Annotated in this window: 19 protein-coding genes and 1 pseudogene; 12 read left to right on the top strand and 8 right to left on the bottom strand. The window is 67.1% G+C overall.

Annotation, left to right across the window (positions count from 1 at the left end):
* Positions 1-26 precede the first annotated feature (26 nt).
* The 5 genes from AC5P53_RS05700 to AC5P53_RS05680 all read left to right on the top strand — a co-directional run bounded on the left by AC5P53_RS05700 (position 27) and on the right by AC5P53_RS05680 (position 8,830).
* Positions 27-2,054 (top strand): alpha/beta hydrolase family protein, encoded by a 2,028-nt coding sequence (locus AC5P53_RS05700; RefSeq protein WP_495227168.1) that lies wholly within the window; start codon positions 27-29, stop codon positions 2,052-2,054.
* Between the two features lie 173 nt (positions 2,055-2,227).
* Positions 2,228-4,330 carry a M13 family metallopeptidase gene (locus tag AC5P53_RS05695; RefSeq protein WP_032957470.1) on the top strand — a complete coding sequence of 701 codons (2,103 nt, stop codon included), beginning with the start codon at positions 2,228-2,230 and terminating at the stop codon, positions 4,328-4,330.
* A gap of 215 nt (positions 4,331-4,545) precedes the next feature.
* Positions 4,546-6,552, top strand: a complete 2,007-nt coding sequence (locus AC5P53_RS05690; RefSeq protein ID WP_069116157.1) for a M13 family metallopeptidase — start codon at positions 4,546-4,548, stop codon at positions 6,550-6,552.
* Between the two features lie 123 nt (positions 6,553-6,675).
* A complete protein-coding gene (locus AC5P53_RS05685; RefSeq protein ID WP_049442362.1) occupies positions 6,676-7,170 on the top strand; it encodes a VOC family protein in 495 nt (164 codons plus the stop codon).
* 76 nt (positions 7,171-7,246) lie between these two features.
* Positions 7,247-8,830, top strand: a complete 1,584-nt coding sequence (locus AC5P53_RS05680) for a phytoene desaturase family protein (protein WP_495227166.1) — start codon at positions 7,247-7,249, stop codon at positions 8,828-8,830.
* 140 nt (positions 8,831-8,970) lie between these two features.
* Here AC5P53_RS05680 and AC5P53_RS05675 read toward each other — a convergent pair whose 3' ends face one another.
* The 7 genes and pseudogenes from AC5P53_RS05675 to AC5P53_RS05645 form a co-directional block, all read right to left on the bottom strand.
* The gene (locus AC5P53_RS05675) at positions 8,971-9,642 is read right to left on the bottom strand and encodes a rhomboid family intramembrane serine protease (protein WP_014647919.1); all 672 of its coding nucleotides are present in this window, start codon (positions 9,640-9,642) and stop codon (positions 8,971-8,973) included.
* Positions 9,643-9,735: 93 nt separating this feature from the next.
* Complete coding sequence (locus AC5P53_RS05670) at positions 9,736-10,164, bottom strand: MGMT family protein (RefSeq protein WP_401730001.1); 429 nt, start codon at positions 10,162-10,164, stop codon at positions 9,736-9,738.
* Positions 10,071-10,991 (bottom strand): DMT family transporter, encoded by a 921-nt coding sequence (locus tag AC5P53_RS05665; protein ID WP_241887547.1) that lies wholly within the window; start codon positions 10,989-10,991, stop codon positions 10,071-10,073. Before AC5P53_RS05665 ends, AC5P53_RS05670 begins: the two co-directional genes overlap by 94 nt.
* A 160-nt stretch (positions 10,992-11,151) precedes the next feature.
* Positions 11,152-12,510: a glutathione-disulfide reductase gene (gorA, locus tag AC5P53_RS05660; RefSeq protein ID WP_049442360.1), complete on the bottom strand. Its 1,359-nt coding sequence runs from the start codon at positions 12,508-12,510 to the stop codon at positions 11,152-11,154.
* Positions 12,507-12,668, bottom strand: a pseudogene (locus tag AC5P53_RS05655) (amino acid dehydrogenase); the annotation flags it as partial. The pseudogene AC5P53_RS05655 and the gene gorA, both read right to left, overlap by 4 nt.
* Positions 12,669-12,694: 26 nt before the next feature.
* Positions 12,695-13,939, bottom strand: a complete 1,245-nt coding sequence (locus tag AC5P53_RS05650; RefSeq protein ID WP_041863671.1) for a DUF418 domain-containing protein — start codon at positions 13,937-13,939, stop codon at positions 12,695-12,697.
* 99 nt (positions 13,940-14,038) lie between these two features.
* Positions 14,039-14,521 (bottom strand): FKBP-type peptidyl-prolyl cis-trans isomerase, encoded by a 483-nt coding sequence (locus AC5P53_RS05645; protein WP_014647924.1) that lies wholly within the window; start codon positions 14,519-14,521, stop codon positions 14,039-14,041.
* A gap of 111 nt (positions 14,522-14,632) precedes the next feature.
* On the opposite strand from AC5P53_RS05645, the gene AC5P53_RS05640 reads away from it, so the two are divergent.
* Together AC5P53_RS05640 and AC5P53_RS05635 are read left to right on the top strand one after the other, a co-directional pair.
* Positions 14,633-15,172 (top strand): C40 family peptidase, encoded by a 540-nt coding sequence (locus AC5P53_RS05640; RefSeq protein ID WP_026347086.1) that lies wholly within the window; start codon positions 14,633-14,635, stop codon positions 15,170-15,172.
* A gap of 131 nt (positions 15,173-15,303) precedes the next feature.
* On the top strand, positions 15,304-16,077 hold the full coding sequence (locus tag AC5P53_RS05635; RefSeq protein WP_005414115.1) for a C40 family peptidase: 774 nt from the start codon (positions 15,304-15,306) through the stop codon (positions 16,075-16,077).
* Positions 16,078-16,293: 216 nt separating this feature from the next.
* Here the strand turns inward: AC5P53_RS05635 and AC5P53_RS05630 are convergent, their stop codons facing one another.
* Positions 16,294-17,628: a dicarboxylate/amino acid:cation symporter gene (locus tag AC5P53_RS05630; RefSeq protein WP_014647927.1), complete on the bottom strand. Its 1,335-nt coding sequence runs from the start codon at positions 17,626-17,628 to the stop codon at positions 16,294-16,296.
* A gap of 154 nt (positions 17,629-17,782) precedes the next feature.
* On the opposite strand from AC5P53_RS05630, the gene AC5P53_RS05625 reads away from it, so the two are divergent.
* The 5 genes from AC5P53_RS05625 to AC5P53_RS05605 all read left to right on the top strand — a co-directional run bounded on the left by AC5P53_RS05625 (position 17,783) and on the right by AC5P53_RS05605 (position 22,998).
* Complete coding sequence (locus AC5P53_RS05625) at positions 17,783-19,480, top strand: alkaline phosphatase (protein WP_241887548.1); 1,698 nt, start codon at positions 17,783-17,785, stop codon at positions 19,478-19,480.
* Positions 19,477-20,016: a WG repeat-containing protein gene (locus AC5P53_RS05620; protein ID WP_134809147.1), complete on the top strand. Its 540-nt coding sequence runs from the start codon at positions 19,477-19,479 to the stop codon at positions 20,014-20,016. Before AC5P53_RS05625 ends, AC5P53_RS05620 begins: the two co-directional genes overlap by 4 nt.
* Before the next feature lie 530 nt (positions 20,017-20,546).
* Entirely contained in the window at positions 20,547-21,833 is a 1,287-nt protein-coding gene (tilS, locus tag AC5P53_RS05615) for a tRNA lysidine(34) synthetase TilS (protein WP_241887549.1), read from the top strand.
* 36 nt (positions 21,834-21,869) lie between these two features.
* Positions 21,870-22,130 carry an exodeoxyribonuclease VII small subunit gene (locus tag AC5P53_RS05610; protein ID WP_014647931.1) on the top strand — a complete coding sequence of 87 codons (261 nt, stop codon included), beginning with the start codon at positions 21,870-21,872 and terminating at the stop codon, positions 22,128-22,130.
* Positions 22,120-22,998, top strand: coding sequence for a polyprenyl synthetase family protein (locus AC5P53_RS05605; RefSeq protein WP_014647932.1), 879 nt, complete (start codon positions 22,120-22,122; stop codon positions 22,996-22,998). The genes AC5P53_RS05610 and AC5P53_RS05605 overlap by 11 nt, the downstream gene beginning before the upstream one ends.
* The last annotated feature ends 42 nt before the right edge of the window (positions 22,999-23,040 follow it).

The raw sequence follows: 23,040 nt of genomic DNA, 5'->3' as shown, positions 1-23,040 counted from the left end.
CGGTGCCAACGCATTCCGAGGTTGCAATGAAGCGAGCCCTGCTGCTGGCGGCCCTGGCCAGCCTTTCACCGTTGCTGCACGCCAAGCCTGTGGCGCCCACCATCGAACAGATGGCCGCCTTCCCGGCCATCTCCAGCCTGTCGTTGTCACCAGACGGAAAACACATCGCCGGCCTTCGCGCCGATGGCGAGGAGCGCGTGATCGTGGTTTGGCGGACCGATGCACTGGACAAGCCACCCACGGTGATCGGCGCCAACCGCATGAAGTTCCAGAGCGTGTCGTTCATCAAGAACGGACAGCTGGCCGTCGTGCTGTGGCAACCCTACGACCTGCGCGCCGACCGGGTGACCAAGACCTTCGTCAGCAAGTTCTTCATCACCGACATCGAAGGCAAGCAGTGGAAGGAGCCGATCACGCCGCCGCGCGCCTCCAGTCGCAATGAAGAGCTCGAGCAGGCACTGGCCAACGCCACGGTGCTCGACACCCTGCCCAACGATCCCGACCACATCCTGGTGGTCAACGGTTCGGGCAGCAGTTCCGGTGACGTCTACAAGGTCGACCTGCGCAACTTCACCTCCCAGCGCATCCAGAAGACCGAAGAGCGCGTGGCGGGCTATATCACCGACCTGGACAGTGAACTGCGGGCACGCCTGCGGCAGGACGTCGACGGTTCCGGCGCCTACGTCGCCACCGAGTTCCGCTCGCCTGCCAACGGTGCCTGGGAGGAGCATTTCCGCTCCTACGTGAAGAACCGCGACGTCAACCAGGTGATCGGCTTTGCCGATGATCCGAACATCGCGTTCGTACTCAGCAATGTCGGCCGCGACAAATCAATCGTCTACGAGTACGACATCACGGCCCGCAAGCAGAAGGAAGTGCTGTTCGAGCACAAACTGTTCAACGCCGGCTCGATGCTGATCAACCGCCACCGGAGCGGTGCGGTACCCTTCGGCGAGATCATGGGAATCGGCTACGCCGGTCCGCGCGGCGACGACATCCAGTGGACCTCTCCGCGCATGAAGGCCCTGGACCAGGGGCTGCGCCAGGCGCTTGGCATCCGCCAGGAGCCGCTGGCGATGGTCGATACCGCGAACGGCCAGCGCTACACCGCCAACTACGATACAGGCCTGAGCTACCGCATCGTCGACTACACCGCCGATCTTTCCAATGTGCTGGTGGCTACCTCCGGCCCTTCCAACCCGCCCGAGTATCACCTGCTGCACGACGGCAAGCTGACCCTGCTGGCCAAGACCTATCCGCAGATCCAGCCAGCCGCGCTGGGCACCACCCGGCTGGTCTACTACAAGGCACGCGACGGGCTGGACATTCCGGCATTCCTGACCACGCCCAGCACCGAGCTGTGCGGTGCCGGCCCGTGGAAAGCCGTGGTGCATCCGCACGGCGGCCCGTGGGCACGCGATGGCATGGACTTCGACGGCTCGATGTGGGTACCGCTGATGGCATCACGCTGCATGGCGGTCCTGCGCCCGCAGTTCCGCGGCTCGGCCGACTGGGGCCGCAAGCTGTGGATGGCCGGTGATGCCGAATGGGGCCAGAAGATGCAGGACGACAAGGACGATGGCGCGCAGTGGATGATCGACCAGAAGATCGCCCAGCCCGGCCACATCGCCATGTTCGGCTTCTCCTACGGCGGCTACTCGGCGTTCGCGGCTTCGGTGCGTCCCAATGGCCTGTACAAGTGCGCCATCGCCGGTGCCGGCGTTTCGGACATCAAGAAGATCTGGTCGCGCTTCTATACCAACCCGTTCTTCCGCCAGGCCCAGGCGCCGACCGTGGCCGGCCTCAACCCGGTCGACAAGGCAGGTGAAATGAAGATTCCATTGATGGTCTACCACGGTGACCGCGACCGCACGGTGCCGATCGAGCAGTCGGAGTGGTTCGTGAACAAGGCCAGGGGTTCGGGGCAGCCGGTCGAGTTCCACGCCATCGCCGACTACGCGCATGGTCCCGCCTGGACCCGCGCGATCATGGGTGACCAGCTCAGGCTGATCGACGACTACCTGGGCAAGGGCTGCGGCGGCGGCGGCCTGTAAGCCGCACCGCTTCCTGCAAGGGCGCCCACGGGGCGCCCTTGCACGTTCTGGCCCCTTGCGCCCGGACATGACCTTCGACACCCTTGCAGGCCAGGCCGGCGGCGTATCGTTCGGCCCACGGCCGTACCTGCGGCTTCTCCCTGACTCACTCGGCCTGGAGGCCAAGAATAGTGATGACGCGCACTCCCAAGATCGTCCTGCTCAGCCTGGCCGTGTCGGCCGTGCTGGCCGGCTGCGGCAAGAACGAAACCCCGGCCAAGGATGCCGCGACCCCCGCCCCGGCCACCGCCGAAGCCACCACCTACAAGCTGGACGACAGCAAGCTGCCGGCCTACAACGCCTTCCAGCCGAGCGACCTGGACACCACCAAGGACGCGTGCACCGCCTTCGGCGACTACGTCAACAGCAAGTGGCTGGCCGCCAATGAAATCCCGGGCGACCGCACCAGCTGGGGCGCGTTCACCATCCTCGACGAACGTTCGGTGGCCGTGCAGCACCAGCTGGCCGAACAGGTTGCGCAGGTCAAGAACCCGAACCACATCGAGAAGATCGTCGGCGACCTGTGGGCCACCGGCATGGACGAAGCCAAGATCAACGCCCAGGGCATCGAGCCGCTGAAGGCCGACCTGGCTGCGATCGACGGCCTGCAGGACAAGGCGGCCATCGCCAACTACCTGCGCACCAGCGCCGCCAAGGGTGACAACCTCCTGTTCGGCTTCGGCGCTGAAGCCGACTTCAAGAACTCCGGGGTGAACATGGCCTATGCCAGCCAGGGCGGCCTGGGCCTGCCGGATACCACCTACTACACCGATGCCAAGAACGCCGACAAGCTGAAGGCCTATCAGGCGCATGTCGCCAAGGTGCTGGAGCTGTCCGGCGTGGCCGCGGCCGATGCAGCCAAGCAGGCCGAGGACGTGGTCAAGTTCGAAACCCGCCTGGCCAAGGCCTCCAAGTCGCGCGTGGAGCTGTCGCGCAACGTCGAGCTGTACTACAACCCGGTCACCCTGGCCGACGCCGACAAGCTGACCCCGAACTTCAGCTGGACCGAGTTCTTCAAGTCGCAGGGCGTGGCCGCGCCGGAGAAGTTCTCGCTGGCCATGCCGGCCTTCCATGAGGAAGTGAGCAAGTCGCTGGCCGACACCGATCCGTCGGTGTGGCGCGCCTACCTGCGCTTCCACACCGTGGACAGCGCCTCGCCGTACCTGGCCGATGCCTTCGTGCAGGAGAACTACGAGTTCTACGGCAAGACCCTCAACGGCCAGAAGGAGCAGAAGCCGCGCTGGAAGCGTGTGCTGGGCACCATCGAAAACGATGCCGGTGAAGCCTTCGGCCAGCTGTACGTGAAGGTTGCCTTCTCGCCGGAAGCCAAGGCGAAGATGGAAGAACTGGTGAAGAACCTGGCCGCCTCGCTGAAGGACCGCATCCAGGGCCTGAGCTGGATGAGCGAGGAAACCAAGGCCAAGGCCATCGCCAAGTGGGAAACCTTCACCCCGAAGATCGGTTACCCGGACAAGTGGCGCGACTGGTCGGGCCTGCAGACCCAGCGCGACAGCTACCTGGGCAACGTGCGCGCGGCCAACGAGTTCAACTACAAGTTCAACCTGTCCAAGATCGGCAAGCCGGTGGACAAGACCGAGTGGGGCATGACCCCGCAGACCGTCAACGCCTACTACAACCCGCTGCAGAACGAGATCGTGTTCCCGGCCGCCATCCTGCAGCCGCCGTTCTTCGATCCGAAGGCCGACGACGCGCTGAACTACGGCGGCATCGGTGCGGTGATCGGCCATGAGATGACCCACGGTTACGACGACCAGGGCGCACGCTTCGGGCCGACCGGCAACATGGAAGACTGGTGGACCCCGGCCGACAAGAAGAACTTCGAAGGCCTCACCGGCAAGCTGGTCAAGCAGTTCGACCAGTACAAGGTCGACGGCCAGGCAGTGAACGGCCACCTGACCCTGGGCGAGAACATCGCCGACCTGGGCGGCCTGGCCACCGCCTACGACGCCCTGCAGAAGGCGACCGCCGGCAAGGAAGATGCGAAGGTCGACGGCTTCACCCGCGACCAGCGCTTCTTCTTCAACTGGGCCACCGTGTGGCGCACCAAGTACACCCCGGAAAACGCCAAGGTCCGCCTGGCCACCGACCCGCACGCCCCGGCGCAGTTCCGTGCCATGGGTGCGCCGTCGAACCTGCCGACCTTCGCTGCCGCGTTCCAGTGCAAGGCCGGTTCGCCGATGGCCCGCACCGGCGAGCAGCAGGTGGTGATCTGGTAAGCCACGGCTGACGCTGCGGCAGACCTGCAAAGGCCCGGGAATCCCGGGCCTTTGTTTTTCACAGCGCCCGTCATCCACGCATGGCCCAGGCCGTTGGTAGATGCCGACCCTGGTCGGCGCACGGCCCAGCGGCGCCACCGTGACGCGTGCATGCCGCGCCCATGCACAGCTTGCTATAGTGCGCGCGCCCTCAATCCATCACGGATTCGTTCCACATGCCCAATTTCCGTCCGCTTGCCATCGCCCTGGGCATCAGCCTGGCGACCCTGGTCCCGACCCACGATGCGTTCGCCGCCAAGAAGAAGGCCGCGCGCGCCCCGGCCGTCAGCGCCCAGTGCAGCGACTTCTACGACGCCACCAATGCAGGCTGGCTGAAGGCCAACCCGGTGCCGCAGACCGGTGCCACCACCGCGCTCGGCCAGCTGGTCGAGCGCAGCCGCCAGCAGCAGCGTGAACTGCTCGACGCAGCGATGAAGTCGCCGCAGGGCAACGTGCAGAAGCTGCTGGGCGACTTCTGGGCCAGCGGCCTGGACGAAGCCGCCGTGGAAGCGGACGGCTCCAACCCGATCGCGCCGCTGCTGACCCGCATCAACGCCATCAAGAAGGCCAAGGATGTGCCGGCCTCGATCGCCGCGCTGCACCAGGTGGGCATCCCGGTGGCCTTCAACTTCGGCCCGGACGTCGACCTGAAGGCACTGGACCGCCACATCGGTTACTTCATGCAGGGCGGCATGGGCCTGCCGGACCCGGCGTTCTATACCCGCACCGACGCCGATACCGTGGCGCTGATGGGGCGCTACCGCAACTACGTCAAGCAGATCCTGGCGCTGACCGGCACCCCGGCGGCCAGGCTCGATGCCGAATCGCAGTCGGTGATCGCGCTGGAGACCGAGCTGGCGCGCAATGCGCAATCGCTGGCCGGCATCAACAACCCGTTCAACAACTACGCGCCGATCTCCACCAAGGAGCTCAACAGCCGTTACCGCAACCTGCAGCTGGACGCGTTCCTGAAGGCACAGGGCGTGGACGACGACCTGGTCTCGCTGGCCGACCCGGGCCTGTTCAAGCAGCTCGATGGCATGGTCACCAAGCTCAAGCCGGACCAGTGGAAGGCCTACCTGCGCTGGCGCGTGGGCGACTCGATGGCACCGTACCTGTCCAAGGCCTACCGCGACGCGGAGTTTGAATTCCGTGGCCGCGTGCTGCGTGGCGAAACGCTGCCGCCGCAGCGCTGGGAAGACGTGCTGGAGGCGATCAACGTGGCCGCCGGCCCGATGGTCGGCCGCGAATACGCGGCCCGTTACCTGTCGGCCGAAGACCGTCGCCAGGCGGCGTGGATCGTCGACAAGCTGCGCGAAGTGCAGATCGAGGCGGTCAAGAACAACAGCTGGATGAGCGCCGAAGCCAAGACCGAAGCGCAGGCCAAGCTGGCTGCGCTGAAGATCGAGATCGGCACCCCGTTGCGCGACCTCGACTACAGCGTGCAGCCGATGGGCCGCGGTTCGTTCGGCGGCAACATGCTGATCGCGTCGACCTGGCGCCACCGCGAGGAAATGAAGCGCATCGGCAAGGGCAACGCCGACCGCCGCTGGGACGTGCTGCCGCAGCAGCCGTCGCTGGCCTACGACCTGGCACAGAACCGCCTGATCGTTACCGCGGCGATCCTGCAGGGCCCGGTGTTCAATGCCAAGGCCGACGCCGCCGACAAGTTCGGCAGCTTCGGTGGCCTGGTCGGCCATGAGCTGACCCGTGCGATCGACGCCAAGGGTGCACTGGTCGACGCCAAGGGCGAACTGCGCAGCTGGTGGACCCCGGCCGACAAGACCGCCTGGACCCTGCTTGGCAACCGCGTGGCCGCGCAGTACAGCGCCTACGATTTCCCGGGCGTGAAGGGTGCCAAGGTCAACGGCACGCTCACCCAGGAAGAGAACCTGGCCGACATCGCCGGTCTGGAACTGGCCTGGGCGGCCTATACCGCGCAGGAGCCGAAGGCCAAGCCGGCACAGCAGCAGGGCTTCTTCCGCGCCTGGTCGGCGTTGTGGGCACAGCAGCTGTCGCCGAACGAGGCGGTGCGCCGCCTGACCGCCGACATCCGCGCGCCGGGCCTGTGGCGCAGCAACGGCACGCTGGCCAACCTGCCGGCATTCGGTGCCACCTTCAGCTGCAAGGCCGGCCAGCCGATGCAGCGCAGCGAAGCCGACCAGATCAAGGTCTGGCGCTGAGCCACGCGCACTACCCGTAGTACAGGGGGCGCCTTCGGGCGCCCTTTTTTGCGGGTGCAGCACGATCCCGGGTTAACACCGCGCGTGCTATCGCTGCGGCTTCGTCCATCGCGGAGCCCCGACATGGCACACAAGAACACGATCTGCCTCTGGTACGACAACGGCGCGCTCGAGGCCGCCACCTTCTACGCCAGCATCCTGCCCGACAGCGCGGTGATCGCCGTGCATCGCGCCCCCGGCGACTTTCCGGATGGCAAGGAAGGCAACGTGCTGACGGTCGAGTTCACGGTCTGCGGCATTCCCTGCGTCGGCCTCAACGGCGGCACCGCGTTCAAGCACAGTGAAGCGTTTTCCTTCCAGATCCAGACCGAGGACCAGGCCGAGACCGACCGCCTGTGGGATGCGATCGTCGGCAACGGTGGACAGGAAAGCCAATGCGGCTGGTGCAAGGATCGCTGGGGCATCTCCTGGCAGATCAGCCCGCGCATGTTGATCGAAGCCGTGACCAGCAAGGACAAGGCATTGGCCAAGCGCGCCTTCAACGCGATGATGCCGATGAAGAAGATCGACATCGCCACCATCGAAGCGGCAATCAAAAAAGGGGACGGAGGGGATTAAGTCGTTTCTCCCCATGCCCCGTGTGCAGATGCAGATTGCGACTTAATCCCCTCCGTCCCCTTTTTGCGAGGTGTTGATGTCCTGGGATGCGATCGTCGTTGGTGGCGGCCACAACGGCCTGGTCTGCGCGGCCTATCTGGCGCGCGCTGGAAAGAAGGTGCTGGTGCTGGAACGTCGTGGCGTTCTCGGCGGTGCCGCAGTCACCGAGGAATTCCATCCCGGCTTCCGCAACTCGGTGGCGTCGTACACGGTGTCCCTGCTGCAGCCGAAGGTGATCGACGACCTGCAACTGCATGCGCATGGGCTGCGCATCATCAATCGCCCGGTCAACAACTTCCTGCCGATGGAGGATGGTCGTTATCTGCTGTCGGCACCGGGCCGCACCCAGGCAGAGGTCGCGAAGTTCTCCGAGCGGGATGCGCAGCGGCTTCCCGAATACGAAGCGCGCCTGGAGATCTTCGCCGATGTGCTGCGCGCGTGGGCCCTGCGCGCGCCACCGGATGCCGGCGTTGCGGGTGGTTGGCGCGCGTTGCCTGCGCTGTGGCAGATGGGTCGTCTTGGTCGTGAACTGGCCACGCTGGATGCCTCGCTGCGGCAGGAGCTGCTGGACCTGTTCACGCTGTCGGCAGCCGAGTATCTGGATCGCTGGTTCGAAAGCGAACCGATCAAGGCGCTGTTCGGCTTCGATGGCATCGTCGGCAACTACGCAAGCCCCTATACACCGGGCAGTGCCTACGTACTGCTGCACCACGTATTCGGCCAGTGCAATGGCGTGAAGGGTGCGTGGGGCCATGCGATCGGCGGCATGGGCGCGATCAGCCAGGCGATTGCAGCCTCGGCACGCGAGGCCGGAGCGGAACTGCGCGTGGAGGCCGGTGTGCAGCGCGTGCGAATCGAACAGGGCCGCGCGGTGGGCGTCGAACTGGCCAACGGCGAGATCCTGCGCGCACGCACGGTGGTCGCCAACGTCAATCCGAAACTGCTGTACGAACAATTGCTGGAACCGGCACAGGTACCCAACGCGAGACGCGAACGCATGGCGAACTGGCGCTGCGGTTCCGGCACGTTCCGGATGAACGTGGCGCTGTCGCGGCTGCCGGAGTTCCGCGCCCTGCCCGGGCCCGGCGATCACCTCAGCGCCGGCATCATCATGGCACCCAGCCTGGATTACATGGACCGCGCCTGGCTGGATGCGCGCCGCGACGGTTGGGCGCGCGAACCGATCGTGGAAATGCTGATTCCGAGCACGCTGGACGATTCGCTGGCGCCGCCCGGGCAGCACGTGGCCAGCCTGTTCTGCCAGCATGTGGCGCCGGTGTTGCCTGAAGGCCGCCATTGGGACGATCACCGGGAGACCGTGGCCGACCTGATGATCGCCACCGTCGAACGGCATGCGCCCGGCTTCACCGCCAGCGTGCTCGGTCGGCAGGTGCTGTCGCCGCTGGATCTGGAACGCACCTTCGGCCTGGTCGGCGGCGACATCTTCCACGGCGCACTGAGCGCCAACCAGCTGTTCTCGGCACGGCCGATGGTCGGCCAGGCCGGCTATCGTGGCGCCCTGCCCGGGCTGTACCTGTGCGGTTCGGGCACACACCCCGGCGGCGGCGTCACCGGTGCACCGGGGCACAACGCGGCGCAGGTGGTGTTGCAGGATCTGTAGAGGCGTGCCGACCAACGGTCGGCACCTGCAGCGTCAAATGATCCCATTCAAAGCGTGCCAGCCAGGGTTGGCACCTGCCCGCGTGGGAGAAGGCGTGCCGACCAACGGTCGGCACCTGCAGCGTCAAATGATCCTTCGGATCATTTGACGCTGCGCAGATGGTTCGGGCGCTTCGGTGGGCCGGGCGGGCGGCGCTTGAACGGCGGCTGCCCGCGCCAGTAGCGGATCAGCAACCAGCCGAACAGCATGCCGCCGAGGTGCGCGAAGTGGGCCACGCCCGGCTGCCAGCCGGTCATGCCCAGCACCAGCTCGCCCACACCGAACAGGATCACGAAAGTGCGCGCCTTCATCGGGATCGGCGGGAACAGCAGCATCACCCGCTGGTTCGGGAACAGCATGCCGTAGGCCAGCAGCAGGCCGAACACGCCGCCGGAGGCGCCCAGCACCGTGGCAGGGTTTTCCAGCAGCGTACCCACCAGCAGCTGGCAGACACCGGCACCGGCCACGCACACCAGGTAGTACAGCAGGAAGCGCTTCTCGCCCCAGGTCTGCTCCAGCGGCGCGCCGAACATGAAGACCGCCAGCATGTTGAAGAACAGATGGCCGAAGCTGCCATGCAGGAAACCGTAAGTCAGCAGCTGCCAAGGCTGGAAGTTGCCACCCGGCGAGAACGCGTCGAAGCCCTGCTGCAACGGTTGCAGCATGAACGGCTCGAAGGTCTGCATGCCGAGCAGGAACGGCTGCTGCAGCAGGAACAGGATCGCGTTGGCGATCAGCAGGGCCTTGGTGACGGTTGGCAGTCGCGGGAACATGGGAGCACCGGCATGGAACGGCCTCCATCATAGCCGCAGCATCGTGTCTTGTTGGCGACCCGCAGGTCCGGCCTGTTCAGTCGCCAGCGGTGCTCAGCCCGGGCCCCACACCGCTGCGTCCAGCGCCGCCGCCGGATCGGTCGCCGGCATCCGCACCCGGCCGTTCTCCACCCGCACACCCTCGGCGCGCAACCGTTGTGACTGCTCGCGCCAGCCGGCCGACCCTTCTTCCATGGCAATGCGCCCGTCCGAGCGCAGCACGCGGTGCCAGGGCAGGTCCGGGTCGTCGTTCTGGCCCAGGATGCGTGCGGTCAGGCGTGCACGCCCGGGCAGGCCCGCGCGCATCGCCACCTGGCCGTAGCCCATCACCTGCCCCGCCGGGATTGCGCGGATCACCGCCAGGATGCGCGCACGCGCCTGCTCCGGCGTCAGCGCCGCAGGCGGGTCACCAGCAGAACGCCGATCAGCACCAGCACGGTGCCGGCGATCTGCGCCGGCCCCATCGGTTCGTCGAGCAGCCATAGGCTCATCACGATGGTGGAAACAGGGCCCAGCATACCGACCTGCGCGGCCAGCGACGAACCCACGCGCTGCACCGCCAGCATGATCGCCAGCACCGGCAGCACCGTGCACACGGTGGCATTGACCAACGACAGACACTGCACCGGCGCCGGTGCCTGCCACAGCAGCGGCAGCGGATGGGTCACCGCGAAATGCAGCAGCACCAGCACGCTGGCCACGCAGCTGGCATAGGCGGTCAGCCGCACCGCACCGATGCGCGCGACCACCTGCCCACTGCCGAACAGGTACAGCGCATAGCTGAGGGCACTGCCCAGCACCAGCAGGCTGCCGACGATGATCTGCCCACCCTCGCGCTGCAGATCGTGGCCGAAGGCCAGCAGCACGCCGAGGTAGCTCAGCACCAGCGCACCGATCTGCCAGCGGCCCGGCCGCTGGCGCGCCAGCAGCACGTTGATCAGCAGTACCAGGGTCGGGTTCAAGTACAGGATCAGCCGCTCCAGGGTCACGCTGATGTACTGCAGTCCCTGGAAGTCGAGCAGGCTGGACAGGTAGTAGCCGGTGAAACCCAGCCACAGCACGCGGGCACGGTCGGCCCAGGACAACGGCTCGGCCCGGCGCGCGGCCCACGCTGCCATCAACGCGAACAGGGGCAGCGCCATCAGCATGCGCAGGGCGAGCAGCGTGGTGGCATCGACGCCGTGGCGCAGGCCGAGCTTGACGATGATCGCCTTGCCCGACGCGGCGATGGCGCCGATCGCGGCCAGGCCGATGCCGCCCAGCGCAATGCGTGGGGAAGCAGTGGCGATGCGGGAAGCGGGAGTGGACATCAGGACGACGGCGGGCCGCGCAGAGCGGCCCGGTAAGGCGTGGGGGACGCTCATTGTCGCATGGGGGCGCCCGCTGCCCTGTAGAGCCGAGCCTGCGCTCGGCGTCGCCAGGCCGGGGCGAAAGGCTGCCGAGCAGGGCTCGGCCCCACAACGGCCCGGCTCAGCGCATCAGCACCACTTCTTCGGCCGAGGTCGGGTGGATCGCCACGGTGTCGTCGAACTGGGCCTTGGTCGCGCCCATCTTCACCGCCACCGCAAAGCCCTGCAGGATCTCGTCGGCCGCTTCGCCCAGCAGGTGGATGCCTACCACGCGTTCTTCCGGGCCGGCACAGACCATCTTGAACAGGCTGCGCTGGGTACCATTGGCCAGCGCCTGCAGCATCGGGCGGAAGCGGCTGTGGTAGACGCTCACCTGGTCGAAACGCCGGCGCGCTTCTTCCTCGCTCATGCCCACCGCGCCCAGCGGCGGATGCGAGAACACCACGCTGGCCACGTTCTCGTAATCCATTTTGGACTGCGGGCGCCCCCCGAACAGGCGGTCCATCAGCCGCCGCGAAGCGGCCACCGCCACCGGGGTCAGGCCGACCTTGCCGGCGATGTCACCGACCGCGTGCACGCTCGGCACGCGGGTGGTCTGCCACTCGTCCACCTGCACCTGATCGTGCTCGCCGATGTCGATGCCGAGCGCTTCCAGACCCAGGCCACGGCTGTTGCCGCGGCGGCCGGCAGCGAAGAACACCGCATCGAACACACTGTCGATCGGGCCGTCATGGCCGAACGCCCGCACGCGCTCGCCATCGCGCTGCAGTTCGCGCAGGCGATAGTCGAAATGGATCCGCACGCCCTGCTGTTTCAGGTTCTCGGCCAGCTGATCGGTCAGCTCGTAATCGAAGCGCTCCAGCAGGCGCTTGCCGCGCACCAGCAGGCTCACGCGGCTGCCGAGCGCCTGCAGCAGGCCAGCCAGCTCCACCGCGATGTAACCACCACCGATGATCGCCACCTCGGCCGGCGCCGCACGCAGGTCGAAGAAATCGTCGGAGACCAGGCCCAGCTCCGCGCCGGGAATATCCGGACGCAGTGGATGCGCGCCAGTGGCGATCAGGATGTGTTCGGCGCTGTAGTGCACGCCATCACTGCAGGCCACGGTGTGCGCATCAAGCAGATGGCCACGTGCCGGAATGCGCACCACGCCGGTTTCGTCCAGGCGCTTGTGGTAGCTGGTGTGGATGTTGCTGATGTAGGCCTGGCGATGGATCACCAGTTCCTTCCACGACAGCGCCGGGCGTGCCTCGACATCGAAGCCCATCGCATTGGCCAGGCCGATGCGCTCGTGCAGGTCGGCCGCCAGCCACATCGCCTTCTTCGGCACGCAGCCGACATTGACACAGGTTCCGCCCAGTTCGCCGGGTTCCAGCATTGCCACGCGCTTGCCGTGCTGCGCGGCGCGGATCGCGCCGGCCAGGCCGGCGGAGCCGCCGCCAAGGACGATCAGGTCGTAATCATAGGATGCAGTGCTCATCGGAATCGCTCGGGTCGGTAAGGGGCAGGATCGATCGCTGGCGTGTGGCCGCAGACGAGATCGGCGATCCGCTGGCCGATGCCGGCGCTCATGCTGACGCCGAGCATGCCATGCCCCGCTGCAGGCCAGACGTGAGGATGCGCGGGCGCGCGGCCGATCGGCACAGCGCGTGCGCGCTCATCGCTCACCCCTGCTTCGTCCTGCGCCGCATCGGTGGCCACTGCCGGTAGGTCATTGCACGCCACAGCCATTCCATCGGACCAAAGCGGAAGCGCGCCAGCCACGCGTGCGAAACAGCCACCTGCACGGCAAACAACAGCAGCGCGAACAGCAGCTGCACGCTGCGCGGCATCATCTCGAACCTGCCCAGGCCGTAGTGGTAGAAGGTCCAGGTACACAGCAGCGACTGGCCAAGATAGTGGGTCAACGCCATGCGCCCCACCGGCGCCAGCCACGCCAGCCGCGTGCGCCAGTGCACGATCCACGCCAGGTAGCCCAGGCACATCGGCAGCCCGCCAACCGTGACCAGGGCCATCGCCGCGGTCACCGGCAGGTTGTAGGCGCCGGGTGCAAGGTAGGGTTTCCAGGCAACCCCCAGCAGCGTGACCAGCAGCCCCAGCGGCAGTGCGATCCAGCGCAGCGACGCGTACAGCCGCGGGAAGCGCTCCGGCGTCGCCAGCGCGCCACTGCCGGCGAACCAGCTGCCGAGCAGGAACATGCCCAGCACTTCCGGGCCGCTGATCAGCAACGCGCCCATCGAGGTGCCGAACTCGCTCAGGCGCTGCACAGTGGCCTGCGCCCAGCTGCCCTGCCCGTACACCTGCCGCTGCAGGTCGATGCTCTGCTGCGCCTCGGCAAGCATGCCCTGCACCTCTTCGGCCGACGCCATCGACACCATCGCACCCACCAGCAGCATCATCGCTACACCGCCGAGGTAGACGATCACGCCCATCCACGGCAGCCAGCTGCGCGGCGCCTCGCGGCAGGCCAGCAAGGGCAACGAGACCAGCGCATACATCACCAGGATGTCGCCGGACCAGACCAGCAGTGCATGGCACAGGCCGATCAGCAGCAGGCCGGCGCTGCGGCGCAGGTAGAACGGGGTGAAGTCGCGCCCGGCCACCTCGGCGCGTTGTGCCATCACCGCAAAGCCGGCACCGAACAGCAGCGAGAACAGGGTGAAGAACTTGCCCTGCACGAACACATAGACGAAGGCGTCGGCCCAGTAATCGATGCCCCGCCAGTGCACGTCAATGCCGGTGAAGGCCAGGTCCAGCGGGCCGCTGAAAGCCTCGATGTTCATCAGCAGGATGCCCAGCAGCGCAGCACCACGCAGCACGTCCAGCACGGCGATGCGTTCGCCGGAAGCCACCGGCTGCAGGGAAGGAGAAGCGGCGTTCACGGGGCGTCCGTCAGGCAGGTCCGCCATTATGCCGCCGGCCCGTGCACCATGGATGGCCGCGGCGTGTTCCAGAAACGCAACGGCCCGCCGAAGCGGGCCATTGCTGCCATCACGATCGCGCTGCGATCAGTGCTGGTGACCGCCGTCGCCGTGGACGTGGCCGTGGTCCAGCTCTTCCTTGCCGGCTTCGCGCACGTCGACGATTTCGACGTCGAAGTGCAGGTCCTTGCCAGCCATCGGATGGTTCAGGTCAACGTCGACGACGCTCATGCCGACCTTCTGCACGGTCACCGCACGCGGGCCGAAGTTGGTCTGCAGCACGACCTGCTGGCCCGGCGCCAGCTTGGTATTGCCGAAGTGCTTCTTCGGCACGCGCTGGGACAGGCCCTCACGACGCTCGCCGTAGGCATCGGCCGCCTTGACGTCGACGTTGAAGGTCGCGCCGGCTTCCTTGTCCATCATGGCGTTTTCCAGGCCCGGGATGATGTTGCCGTGACCGATCAGGATCGCCAGCGGCTCGCCGCGGTCCTTGGACGATTCGATCGGCTCCTGGCCGACTTCGGAAACGGTGTAGTGGAAGCGGACAACGCGGTCTTTTTCGATCTTCATGCGCAACTCTGTCTGGATCTGCCGGAGGCAGGCGGGTTGGGGCGGGTTGTCGCCCGGCGGGGACGCCGCCATCATGACGGCCAATCCAAGGTGGCGCATTATCCGGAGATCATGCACATCACGCCAGTTTCGTCCGGCCAGCGCCGGTTTCTCGCCCCGGCCCTGCTGCTGGCCCTGCCCCTGTTGATGACCGCCTGTGGCGGTGGCAAGGCCACCCGCCCGGCCCCGCCCCCGCCCACGGCGAACTGGCCAAAGACCGTGCCGGACAACCCCGAGGCTGCCAACTCGGTGCTGATGCGCGCCATCAGCTTGGTCGGCACGCCCTACCGCTATGGCGGCAACACCCCGGATTCGGGCTTCGACTGCAGCGGCTTGGTCGCTTATGTCTATCGCGAGATGCTGGACCTGCGGCTGCCGCGCACCTCCCGCGACCTGGCGGCGGTGCAGGGCCCGAAGATCGACCCGCAGCGCCTGGCCACCGGCGACCTGGTGTTCTTCGGCAGCCGCGGCAGCGTCACCCACGTCGGTATTTATGTAGGTGAAGGGCGTTTCGTGCATGCGCCGAGCACCGGCGGCACCGTGCGCCTGGACTCGCTCAGCGGTCCCTACTGGAAGGACCACTACACAGGGGCGAAACGCGTCCTTCGCTAAAATGAACAGGCGATATATTCAAAAGTGTGACGAACATCACTGCACAACTAACGAATTACTAACGGAATTTTTAACTTATCCGCGCTTTTACAGGGCATGATGCCCCATCGTTTTTTTCCTGTGACCGACGCGTGACGACTGACGACCTGAAAAGCGAAGGCCAGACTTCCGTATCTTCACGTAGTGCCCGCCCGCTGTTGCTTGGCCTGGCACTGTGTCTGACCAGCCTTCCGGCCTGGTCGCAGACTGCTCCGAACCGTTCCGATGTGACCCCGGCCCCGGTGGCCGAGAGCACCGCCCGACCGGCCGCCAAGGCCGAGGCTGCCGCTCCGCAGCGCAGCCGCGTCGATGCCGCCGCCAGTGCCACGCTGGCCGCCCTGCTGCCGCACCTGGCCGCCAACGACACCATTCCGCTGATGGACCGCTCGGCCGTGGTGGCCGGCGACCTCAGCCGCCTGCTCGCCAACTACGACACCAGCAGCGCCGCCAATGGCAGCGTCGTCGGCACCGCCGCCGACAACGGCAAGGTGCAGTCGCTGCTGCGCCGCGCGATGACCCTGCTGGGCACCCCGTACCGTTGGGGTGGCAGCAACCCGGACAGCGGTTTCGACTGCAGCGGCCTGGTCGGTTATGTGTTCCGTTCGGCCCTGGGCATCGAACTTCCGCGCGTCTCGCGCGAGATGGCCCACGATGACAATGCCGAACTGATCAACGACCGCACCGCGCTGGCCGCGGGTGATCTGGTGTTCTTCGGCCGCAAGGGCCGCGTCGACCACGTCGGCATCTACGTCGGCGATGGCCGTTTCCTGCATGCGCCGAGCTCGGGCAAGGACGTCCGCGTGGACACCCTGCTCAGTGGCTACTGGGGCAACAAGTTCATGCAGGCCCGCCGGGTCGACCTCTGACCGGCTGGCGTCACAGCGCCGCCTGATACGCAAAGCAAAGCCGCTGCCCTGCAGCGGCTTTTTTGTTGGGCCCGCGTAATGGTGGGTAGCTGCCGACCTTGGTCGGCACCGCCTCCATCCACGCATGGCGTGGATCTACCACGGCCGGCAGCGCGTCAGCTATCTCCCAAACGAAAGGCCCGCCGGTCAGGGCGGGCCTTTCATCTCCACGCAACCTCAGCTGCGTGGCGGTGTCGGGTCAGGATCGTCCACGCCCACATTGCTGGACGGATTGTCATACACCGCCTGGTCCAGCAGCCCGGTTTCCTTGGCCACGATCACCGGCACCAGCATCTGGCCGGTCACATTCGTCATCGTGCGCATCATGTCGAGAATGCGGTCGATGGCATACAGATAGCCGATGGTCTCCAGCGGCAGGTTGGCTGCGCTCAGCACCACCGTGGCCATGATCACCGCGGTACCCGGCACGCCGGCCGTACCGAAGCTGCCCAGCACCGAGGCGATCAGCACCACCACGTACTGCTCCGGGGTCAGCGGCACACCGCTGTACTGCGCGATGAACACCGCGCACAGCGCCGGATAGATCGCGCCGCAGCCATCCATCTTGATGCTGGCGCCCAGCGGCACCGCGAATGAACCGTAGTCCTTGTTCACGCCCAGGTTGTGGGTGATCGAACGCAGCGCCACCGGCATCGCGGCGAAGCTGGACGAGCTGACGAAGGCCACCTGCATGCCCGGCGCCGCGCCGCGGAAGAACTTCAGCGGGTTCAGGCCGTGCGCCAGCAGCAGCGCGCTGTAGACCACCACGATGTGCAGGGCGCAGGCCACGTACAGGGCCAGCACGAAATGGCCCAGCGGCAGCAGCTTCTCGAAGCCATAGCTGCCGACCAGGCCGGCGATCAGGCCGAAGGTACCGATCGGGGTGACTTCCAGCACGAAGCGGGTCACCTGGATCATGATGTCGCTCATCTGGCCGACCAGCTTGCGCGCCTCGGTCACCTTCTCGCCCAGCTTGACGATGGCAAAGCCCACCAGGCCTGCGAAGAAGATCACCGGCAGGATCGAGCCGCGACCGGCCGCCAGCACAGTCTCACCGGCCGCATTGACCTTGGTACCGATGCCGGACAGCGCGTAGAAGACATTGGCCGGCACCACGTCCAGCAGCACCTGCACCACACTGGGCACTTCGCGCGGCACGTAGTTGCTGGCCATTGTCAGCTGCAGCCCGCCGGCACCGGGCTGCAGCACGGTCCCCACGCCCAGCCCAACGCATACCGCCAGCGCCGCGGTGATCACGAACCAGAGGAAGGTGCGGCCACTGAGCGCGGCGACCGACTTCTGCCCGTGCAGCGACGAGATTGCGTTGATGACCGCGAAGAACACCAGCGGCACGGCGATCATCTTGATCAGGGTGACGTACAGCTCACCGAGCGGGCCGAACCACGTTTCCGCGGCCGGGCCAAGCGCCCAGCCGGCCAGCGCGCCGAGCACGAAGCCACCGACCACGCGCTGCCAGAATGGAATCCGCAGCCAGGCAGAGACCAGCTTCATAGGCAATCCAGAGGGGAAGGAAGGGATGCTGGCACGATAGCCCAAGGCGGCCCGCAGAACGACCGCCCGGCCGGCAAATCAGTGTGTCATCGGCGTGCCTTGCAGGGGCGGGCATAATGAACGTCCCGTTACAGTTTGTGAGATCCCAGCGTCCATGCGCCGTTCCGTCTCCCTGTTGGCCGCCTGCGCCACCACCCTGCTGCTGGGCGCCTGCGCCAGCACCACCCCCGCCTCCGGCCTGAAGGTCGCCGTCGACCCGGTCGCCCATCCGGCCGGCGAGACCCCGCAATGGTGGTACCGCAGTGGCGCCGCCCAGGCCGCCGCCAACGGCGCGATGTCCGGCAAGGCGAAGAACGTCATCCTGTTCCTCGGCGACGGCATGAGCCTGACCACCGTGGCCGCCTCGCGCATCTACGAAGGCCAGCAGAAGGGTGGCTCGGGCGAGGAGAACCTGCTGTCCTGGGAGCGCTTCCCGGCCACGGCGTTCAGCAAGACCTACAACACCGATTCGCAGACGCCGGACTCGGCCGGCACCATGACCGCCATCACCACCGGCGTGAAGACCCACATGGGCGCGATCGGTGTCAGCGCCGGCAGCCGCACCGACTGCGCCGACAGCCTGTCCAAGGGCCTGCTGACCTGGCTGCAGCTGGCCGACAGCGCCGGCCTGGCCACCGGTGTGGTGTCCACCGCGCGCCTGACCCATGCCACCCCTGCTGCCACCTATGCGCACTCGCCCGAGCGCAACTGGGAAAACGACACCGACCTGACTGAAGCGGCCAAGGCTGCAGGCTGCAAGGACATCGCACAGCAGCTGCTGTCGACCTCGCGTTATGGGCGCGGCCCGCTGGTCGCTCTCGGCGGCGGTCGCGGTGAATTCACCACCGTGGAAGAGCGCGATCCGGAATACGACGACAAGGTCGGCCAGCGCCTGGATGGCCGCAGCCTGGTGCAGGAATGGCAGCAGGCGCACCCGCAGGGTGCCTACGTGTGGAACAGCAAGCAGCTGGCGGCGGCCGCCAATGCGCCGGCCATCCTCGGCCTGTTCGAACCGGACCACATGCGCTACGAATACGAGCGCCCGCAGGATCCGGGCGGTGAGCCGAGCCTGGCCGAACTGACGGCTGCAGCGATCAGGAATCTGGCCAGGCACCAGGAAGGCTACGTGCTGATGATCGAAGGCGCGCGCATCGACCACGCCAACCACAGCGGCAACGCCTACCGTGCACTGACCGAGACCGTGGCGCTGTCCGACGCGGTGCGCGTGGCCAACGAACTGACCTCGGCCGACGACACCCTGATCATCGTTACCGCCGACCACTCGCATACGCTGAACTTCGTCGGCTACCCGGCACGTGGCAATCCGATCCTGGGCAAGGTGAAGGACAAGGGCGGCGAAGATGGTGCCGGCAAGCTGGACTACGCGCTGGACGGCACGGGCCAGCCGTACACCACACTGAGCTATGCCAACGGCCCGGGCCATACCGGCAGCAGCAACCAGCAGCCGGCCGGCCCGAAGCGTTACCCGCACAACCCGAGCAGCTTCGAACCGGCCAACGGCCGCCCGAACCTGCGCGAGGTCGACACCGAGCATCCGGACTACATGCAGGAAGCACTGGTGCCGATGAAGTCCGAATCGCACGGTGGTGAGGATGTCGGCATCTGGGCGCGTGGCCCGGGCAGCAAGGCGATCCGCGGCACGCTGGAACAGAACGCGATCTACCACATGATCGTGCAGGCCACCCCGGCCCTGCGCGAGCGCCTGTGCCAGGCCGGCACCTGCGATGACAAGGGCGTGCCGGTGCAGCTGCCGGCACCGACGGCCTTCGAGCGCAAGGCCGAGGCCAAGTGATCGTGCGGCAGGCCCGCCTCGACCGCGGCCGCTTCGCGCGGTCGCTGGTCCTGCTCGGCGTACTGGCCGGTTCCAGCGCGCTGGCGCAGGCGCCGGCCTGCCAGCTGCTGACCGACGAACACGGGTTGTGGCCGCTGCCCAACTGCGAGGTGGTCGATCACCGGCCGAAGATCAGCGCCGATGCGCTGAAGAACCTGAACTACGACGACCACGGCCTGGCCGTGGTGTATGCCGACCAGGGCTTCCACTACGTCGACCGCAAGGGCCGCAGCCTGCCTGTGCTGACCTGGGACAACGGCCCGGAAACACCGCAGGAAGGCCTGCTGCGCGGCCGCGTCGGCAACCGCGTCGGCTACTTCGACCTGACGTTCCGCCAGGTGGTGCCCGGCACCTTCGATTTCGGGTGGCCGTTCCAGGATGGCGTGGCCGAGGTCTGCAACGGCTGTCGGCGCGGCACGCCGGATGCCGATGGCCACACGCCGATGGAAGGCGGGGAGTGGTTCCGCATCGACCGCGCGGGCCGTCGGGTGAAGTAGGTTTTTCGGCAGGGCTGCGCCCTGCACCTGCCGATGCAACGGCAACGGCCGAAGCAACAGCAACAGCGTGCATTCCGTGGGATGGCGGGGCGGCCGGCAACCACGGCGGTTGCTGTTGCTCCTGGTAGGTGTCGAGCTTGGTCGACACGATTTTTCTCTCAGATATCGAATTGAATACGGGGTCAGATCCGTTTTCCGCAGGAAAACGGATCTGACCCCAAGAGCCATTCCGACAGTTCGCAGGAAACTGTCAAAGGCGGGATGGGTCCGGTTGCGGGAGTGTCCGCGGCATGGATGCCGCGGCCAAGCCCCCATGGGTGAGGGCGCTTTGCTTGCGAAGCACTGCTTCGCAAGCGCCCGAACGCACAGCCGCCAGCGGCTGGGCCGGCCTGGGGGTTTACGGCGTCTCCCGCAACCGGACCCACCCCGCCTCCCCTCAGGAAACCAGCTTCTGCTGTTGCTGTTGCCGTTGCTCTGGATCGTAGCGGGTGCAGGGCGCAGCCCTGCCGAGCAACCCTATACTTGCCGCCGTGACTGCCTTCCCTGCCCTCGTTCCGCTGGATGCGCCACTGCTGGTGGGCTACAGCGGCGGTGTCGACTCGACCGTGCTGCTGCACTGGCTGTGGCGCTGCGCCAAGGCCTCCGGCACGGCGCTGCGCGCGGTGCATGTGCACCATGGCCTGCACCCCGATGCGGACGACTGGGTGCTGCATTGCCAGCACCAATGCGCAGCGCTGGGCATCGAACTGGCCGTGCATCGCGTGCAGATCGACCCCACATCGGGCCTGGGCCTGGAAGGCGCAGCACGGCAGGCGCGACGCGCCGCGTTCGCCACCGAACTGCGCGACGGCGAAACACTGGCGCTGGCGCAGCACCTGGACGACCAGGCCGAGACCTTCCTGCTGCATGCCCTGCGTGGCTCCGGCGTCGATGGTCTTGCCGCGATGTCCGCAGACAGCCGCGTAGGCGAACACCGTGTGTGGCGACCGCTGCTGGCGGTGCCGCGCCGTGCGCTGCTCGATTACGCGCACCAGCACGCGCTGCGCTGGGTTGAAGACCCCAGCAACGCCGACGACCACGCCGATCGCAATTTCCTGCGCCTGCAGGTGCTGCCGTTGCTGCGCCAGCGCTGGCCGCACACCGCCGCGGCATTGGCGGGCAGCGCCCTGCATTGCCGGCAGACTCGCGAACTGCTGGACGAGGAGGACGCCGAGCTGATCGTGCATCTGGAGGTGGCACCGCGTGTGCTGTCGCTGCAGCTGCTGCGCCAGGTGTCACCGGGCCGCGCCGCGCGCGTGCTGCGTGCCTGGGTGATCGGCCATGGGGCCGCCCCACTGCCGGCCACGGTGCTGCAGCAGGCGCTGGACGAGCTGCTACCAGCCAGCAACGATCGCCAGGCGCGGGTGCGCTGGCACGATCATGCCATCCAGCAATGGCGCGATCACGCCTATCTCCTGCCCGCGCAACTGCCGGCGCTTCCCCATGATTGGCAGGCCGGATGGGATGGACGCGCGCCATTGGCGCTGCCCGATGGCGGTCAGCTGCACCTGCACGGCGCCGAGGCCTTCGAACGGCCGCTCCAGGTCCGTGCGCGTGTGGGCGGCGAACGCATCCTGCTGCCCGGTCGCCAGCATTCGCATGCGCTGAAGGACTGCCTGCAACGCGAACACCTTGCCCCCTGGCGACGCGCCCAGCTGCCGCTGGTCTTCGATGGAGCGCAGCTGCTTGCCGCCGCCGACGTGGTCATCGCAGCTCCCCTGCAGGCCTGGTTGCAGGCCCACGACGCGCAGCTGCAGTGGCGTCCGGGCGGCTGGTGAATTGACCCCCGCGCGCAGCCCGTCCACACTTGCCGCATGGCCAAGAAGTCCCCCGAAAACGCCTCCCCGGTCGCCCAGTTCGAGCAGTCGCTCGAATCGCTGGAACAGCTGGTGGAGCAGATGGAAACCGGCGAGCTGAGCCTGGAAGCGTCGCTCAGTGCTTACGAACGCGGTGTCGGTCTGTACCGTCAGTGCCAGCAGGCGCTGGAGCAGGCCGAATTGCGCGTGCGCCTGCTCAGCGATCCGGCCCAGCCGGAAACGGCCGAGCCTTTCGATCCGCCCAACCATGACGGCTGAAGCCCTGTTCGCGCGCTGGCGCGACCGTATCGAAAGCCAGCTCGATGCCGCCCTGCCCTCGCCCGCCGAAGCACCGCAGCGCCTGCACCAGGCCATGCGCTATTCGGTGCTGGGCGGTGGCAAACGCATGCGCCCGCTGCTGGTGTATGCCAGTGGCCACCTGTTCGGCGCGCAGCCGGAACAGCTGGACGCGGCGGCGATGGCTGTCGAGCTGATCCACGCCTATTCGCTGGTGCATGACGACCTGCCGGCGATGGACGACGACGCCCTGCGCCGCGGCAAGCCGACCACCCACATCGCCTTCGACGAAGCCACCGCGATCCTGGCCGGCGACGCCCTGCAGACGCGTGCCTTCGGCCTGCTGGCCGATGCGCCGCTGCCGGCCACGCTGCGCGTGGCCTGCCTGCAGACCCTCGCTCACGCGTCCGGCGCCTCCGGCATGTGCGGTGGCCAGGCGCTGGACATCGATGCCACCGGCCAGCAGCAGACCCTGGCGGCACTGACCCGCATGCATGCGCTGAAGACCGGCGCGCTGATCCGTGCAGCGGTGCGCATGGGGGCGCTGTGCGGCCAGGCCCACGAGCCGCAGCTGGCCCAGCTCGACAGTTTCGCCGATGCACTCGGCCTGGCCTTCCAGGTCCGCGATGACATCCTCGATGTCGAAGCCAGTTCCGAACAGCTGGGCAAGACCGCCGGCAAGGACGAGGCGCAGGACAAGAGCACCTTCCCCGCGCTGCTCGGCATGGACGGCGCGAAGGCGCAGCTGCGCGAACTGGCCGCACGCATGCAGGCCACGTTGGCCGGCCATGGCGAAGAGGCCGATGCGCTGCGCGCGCTGGCAACGCTGGCGGTGGAACGCGATCACTGATCGCCGCCGGTGACGCTGCCCTCAAACAGGAACGCCCGGCAA

The organism is Stenotrophomonas sp. YJH_SMC_82 (assembly GCF_059368875.1).
The sequence above is the reverse complement of the archived record's forward strand: the minus strand, read 5'-3'. Positions and strand labels throughout refer to the sequence as shown.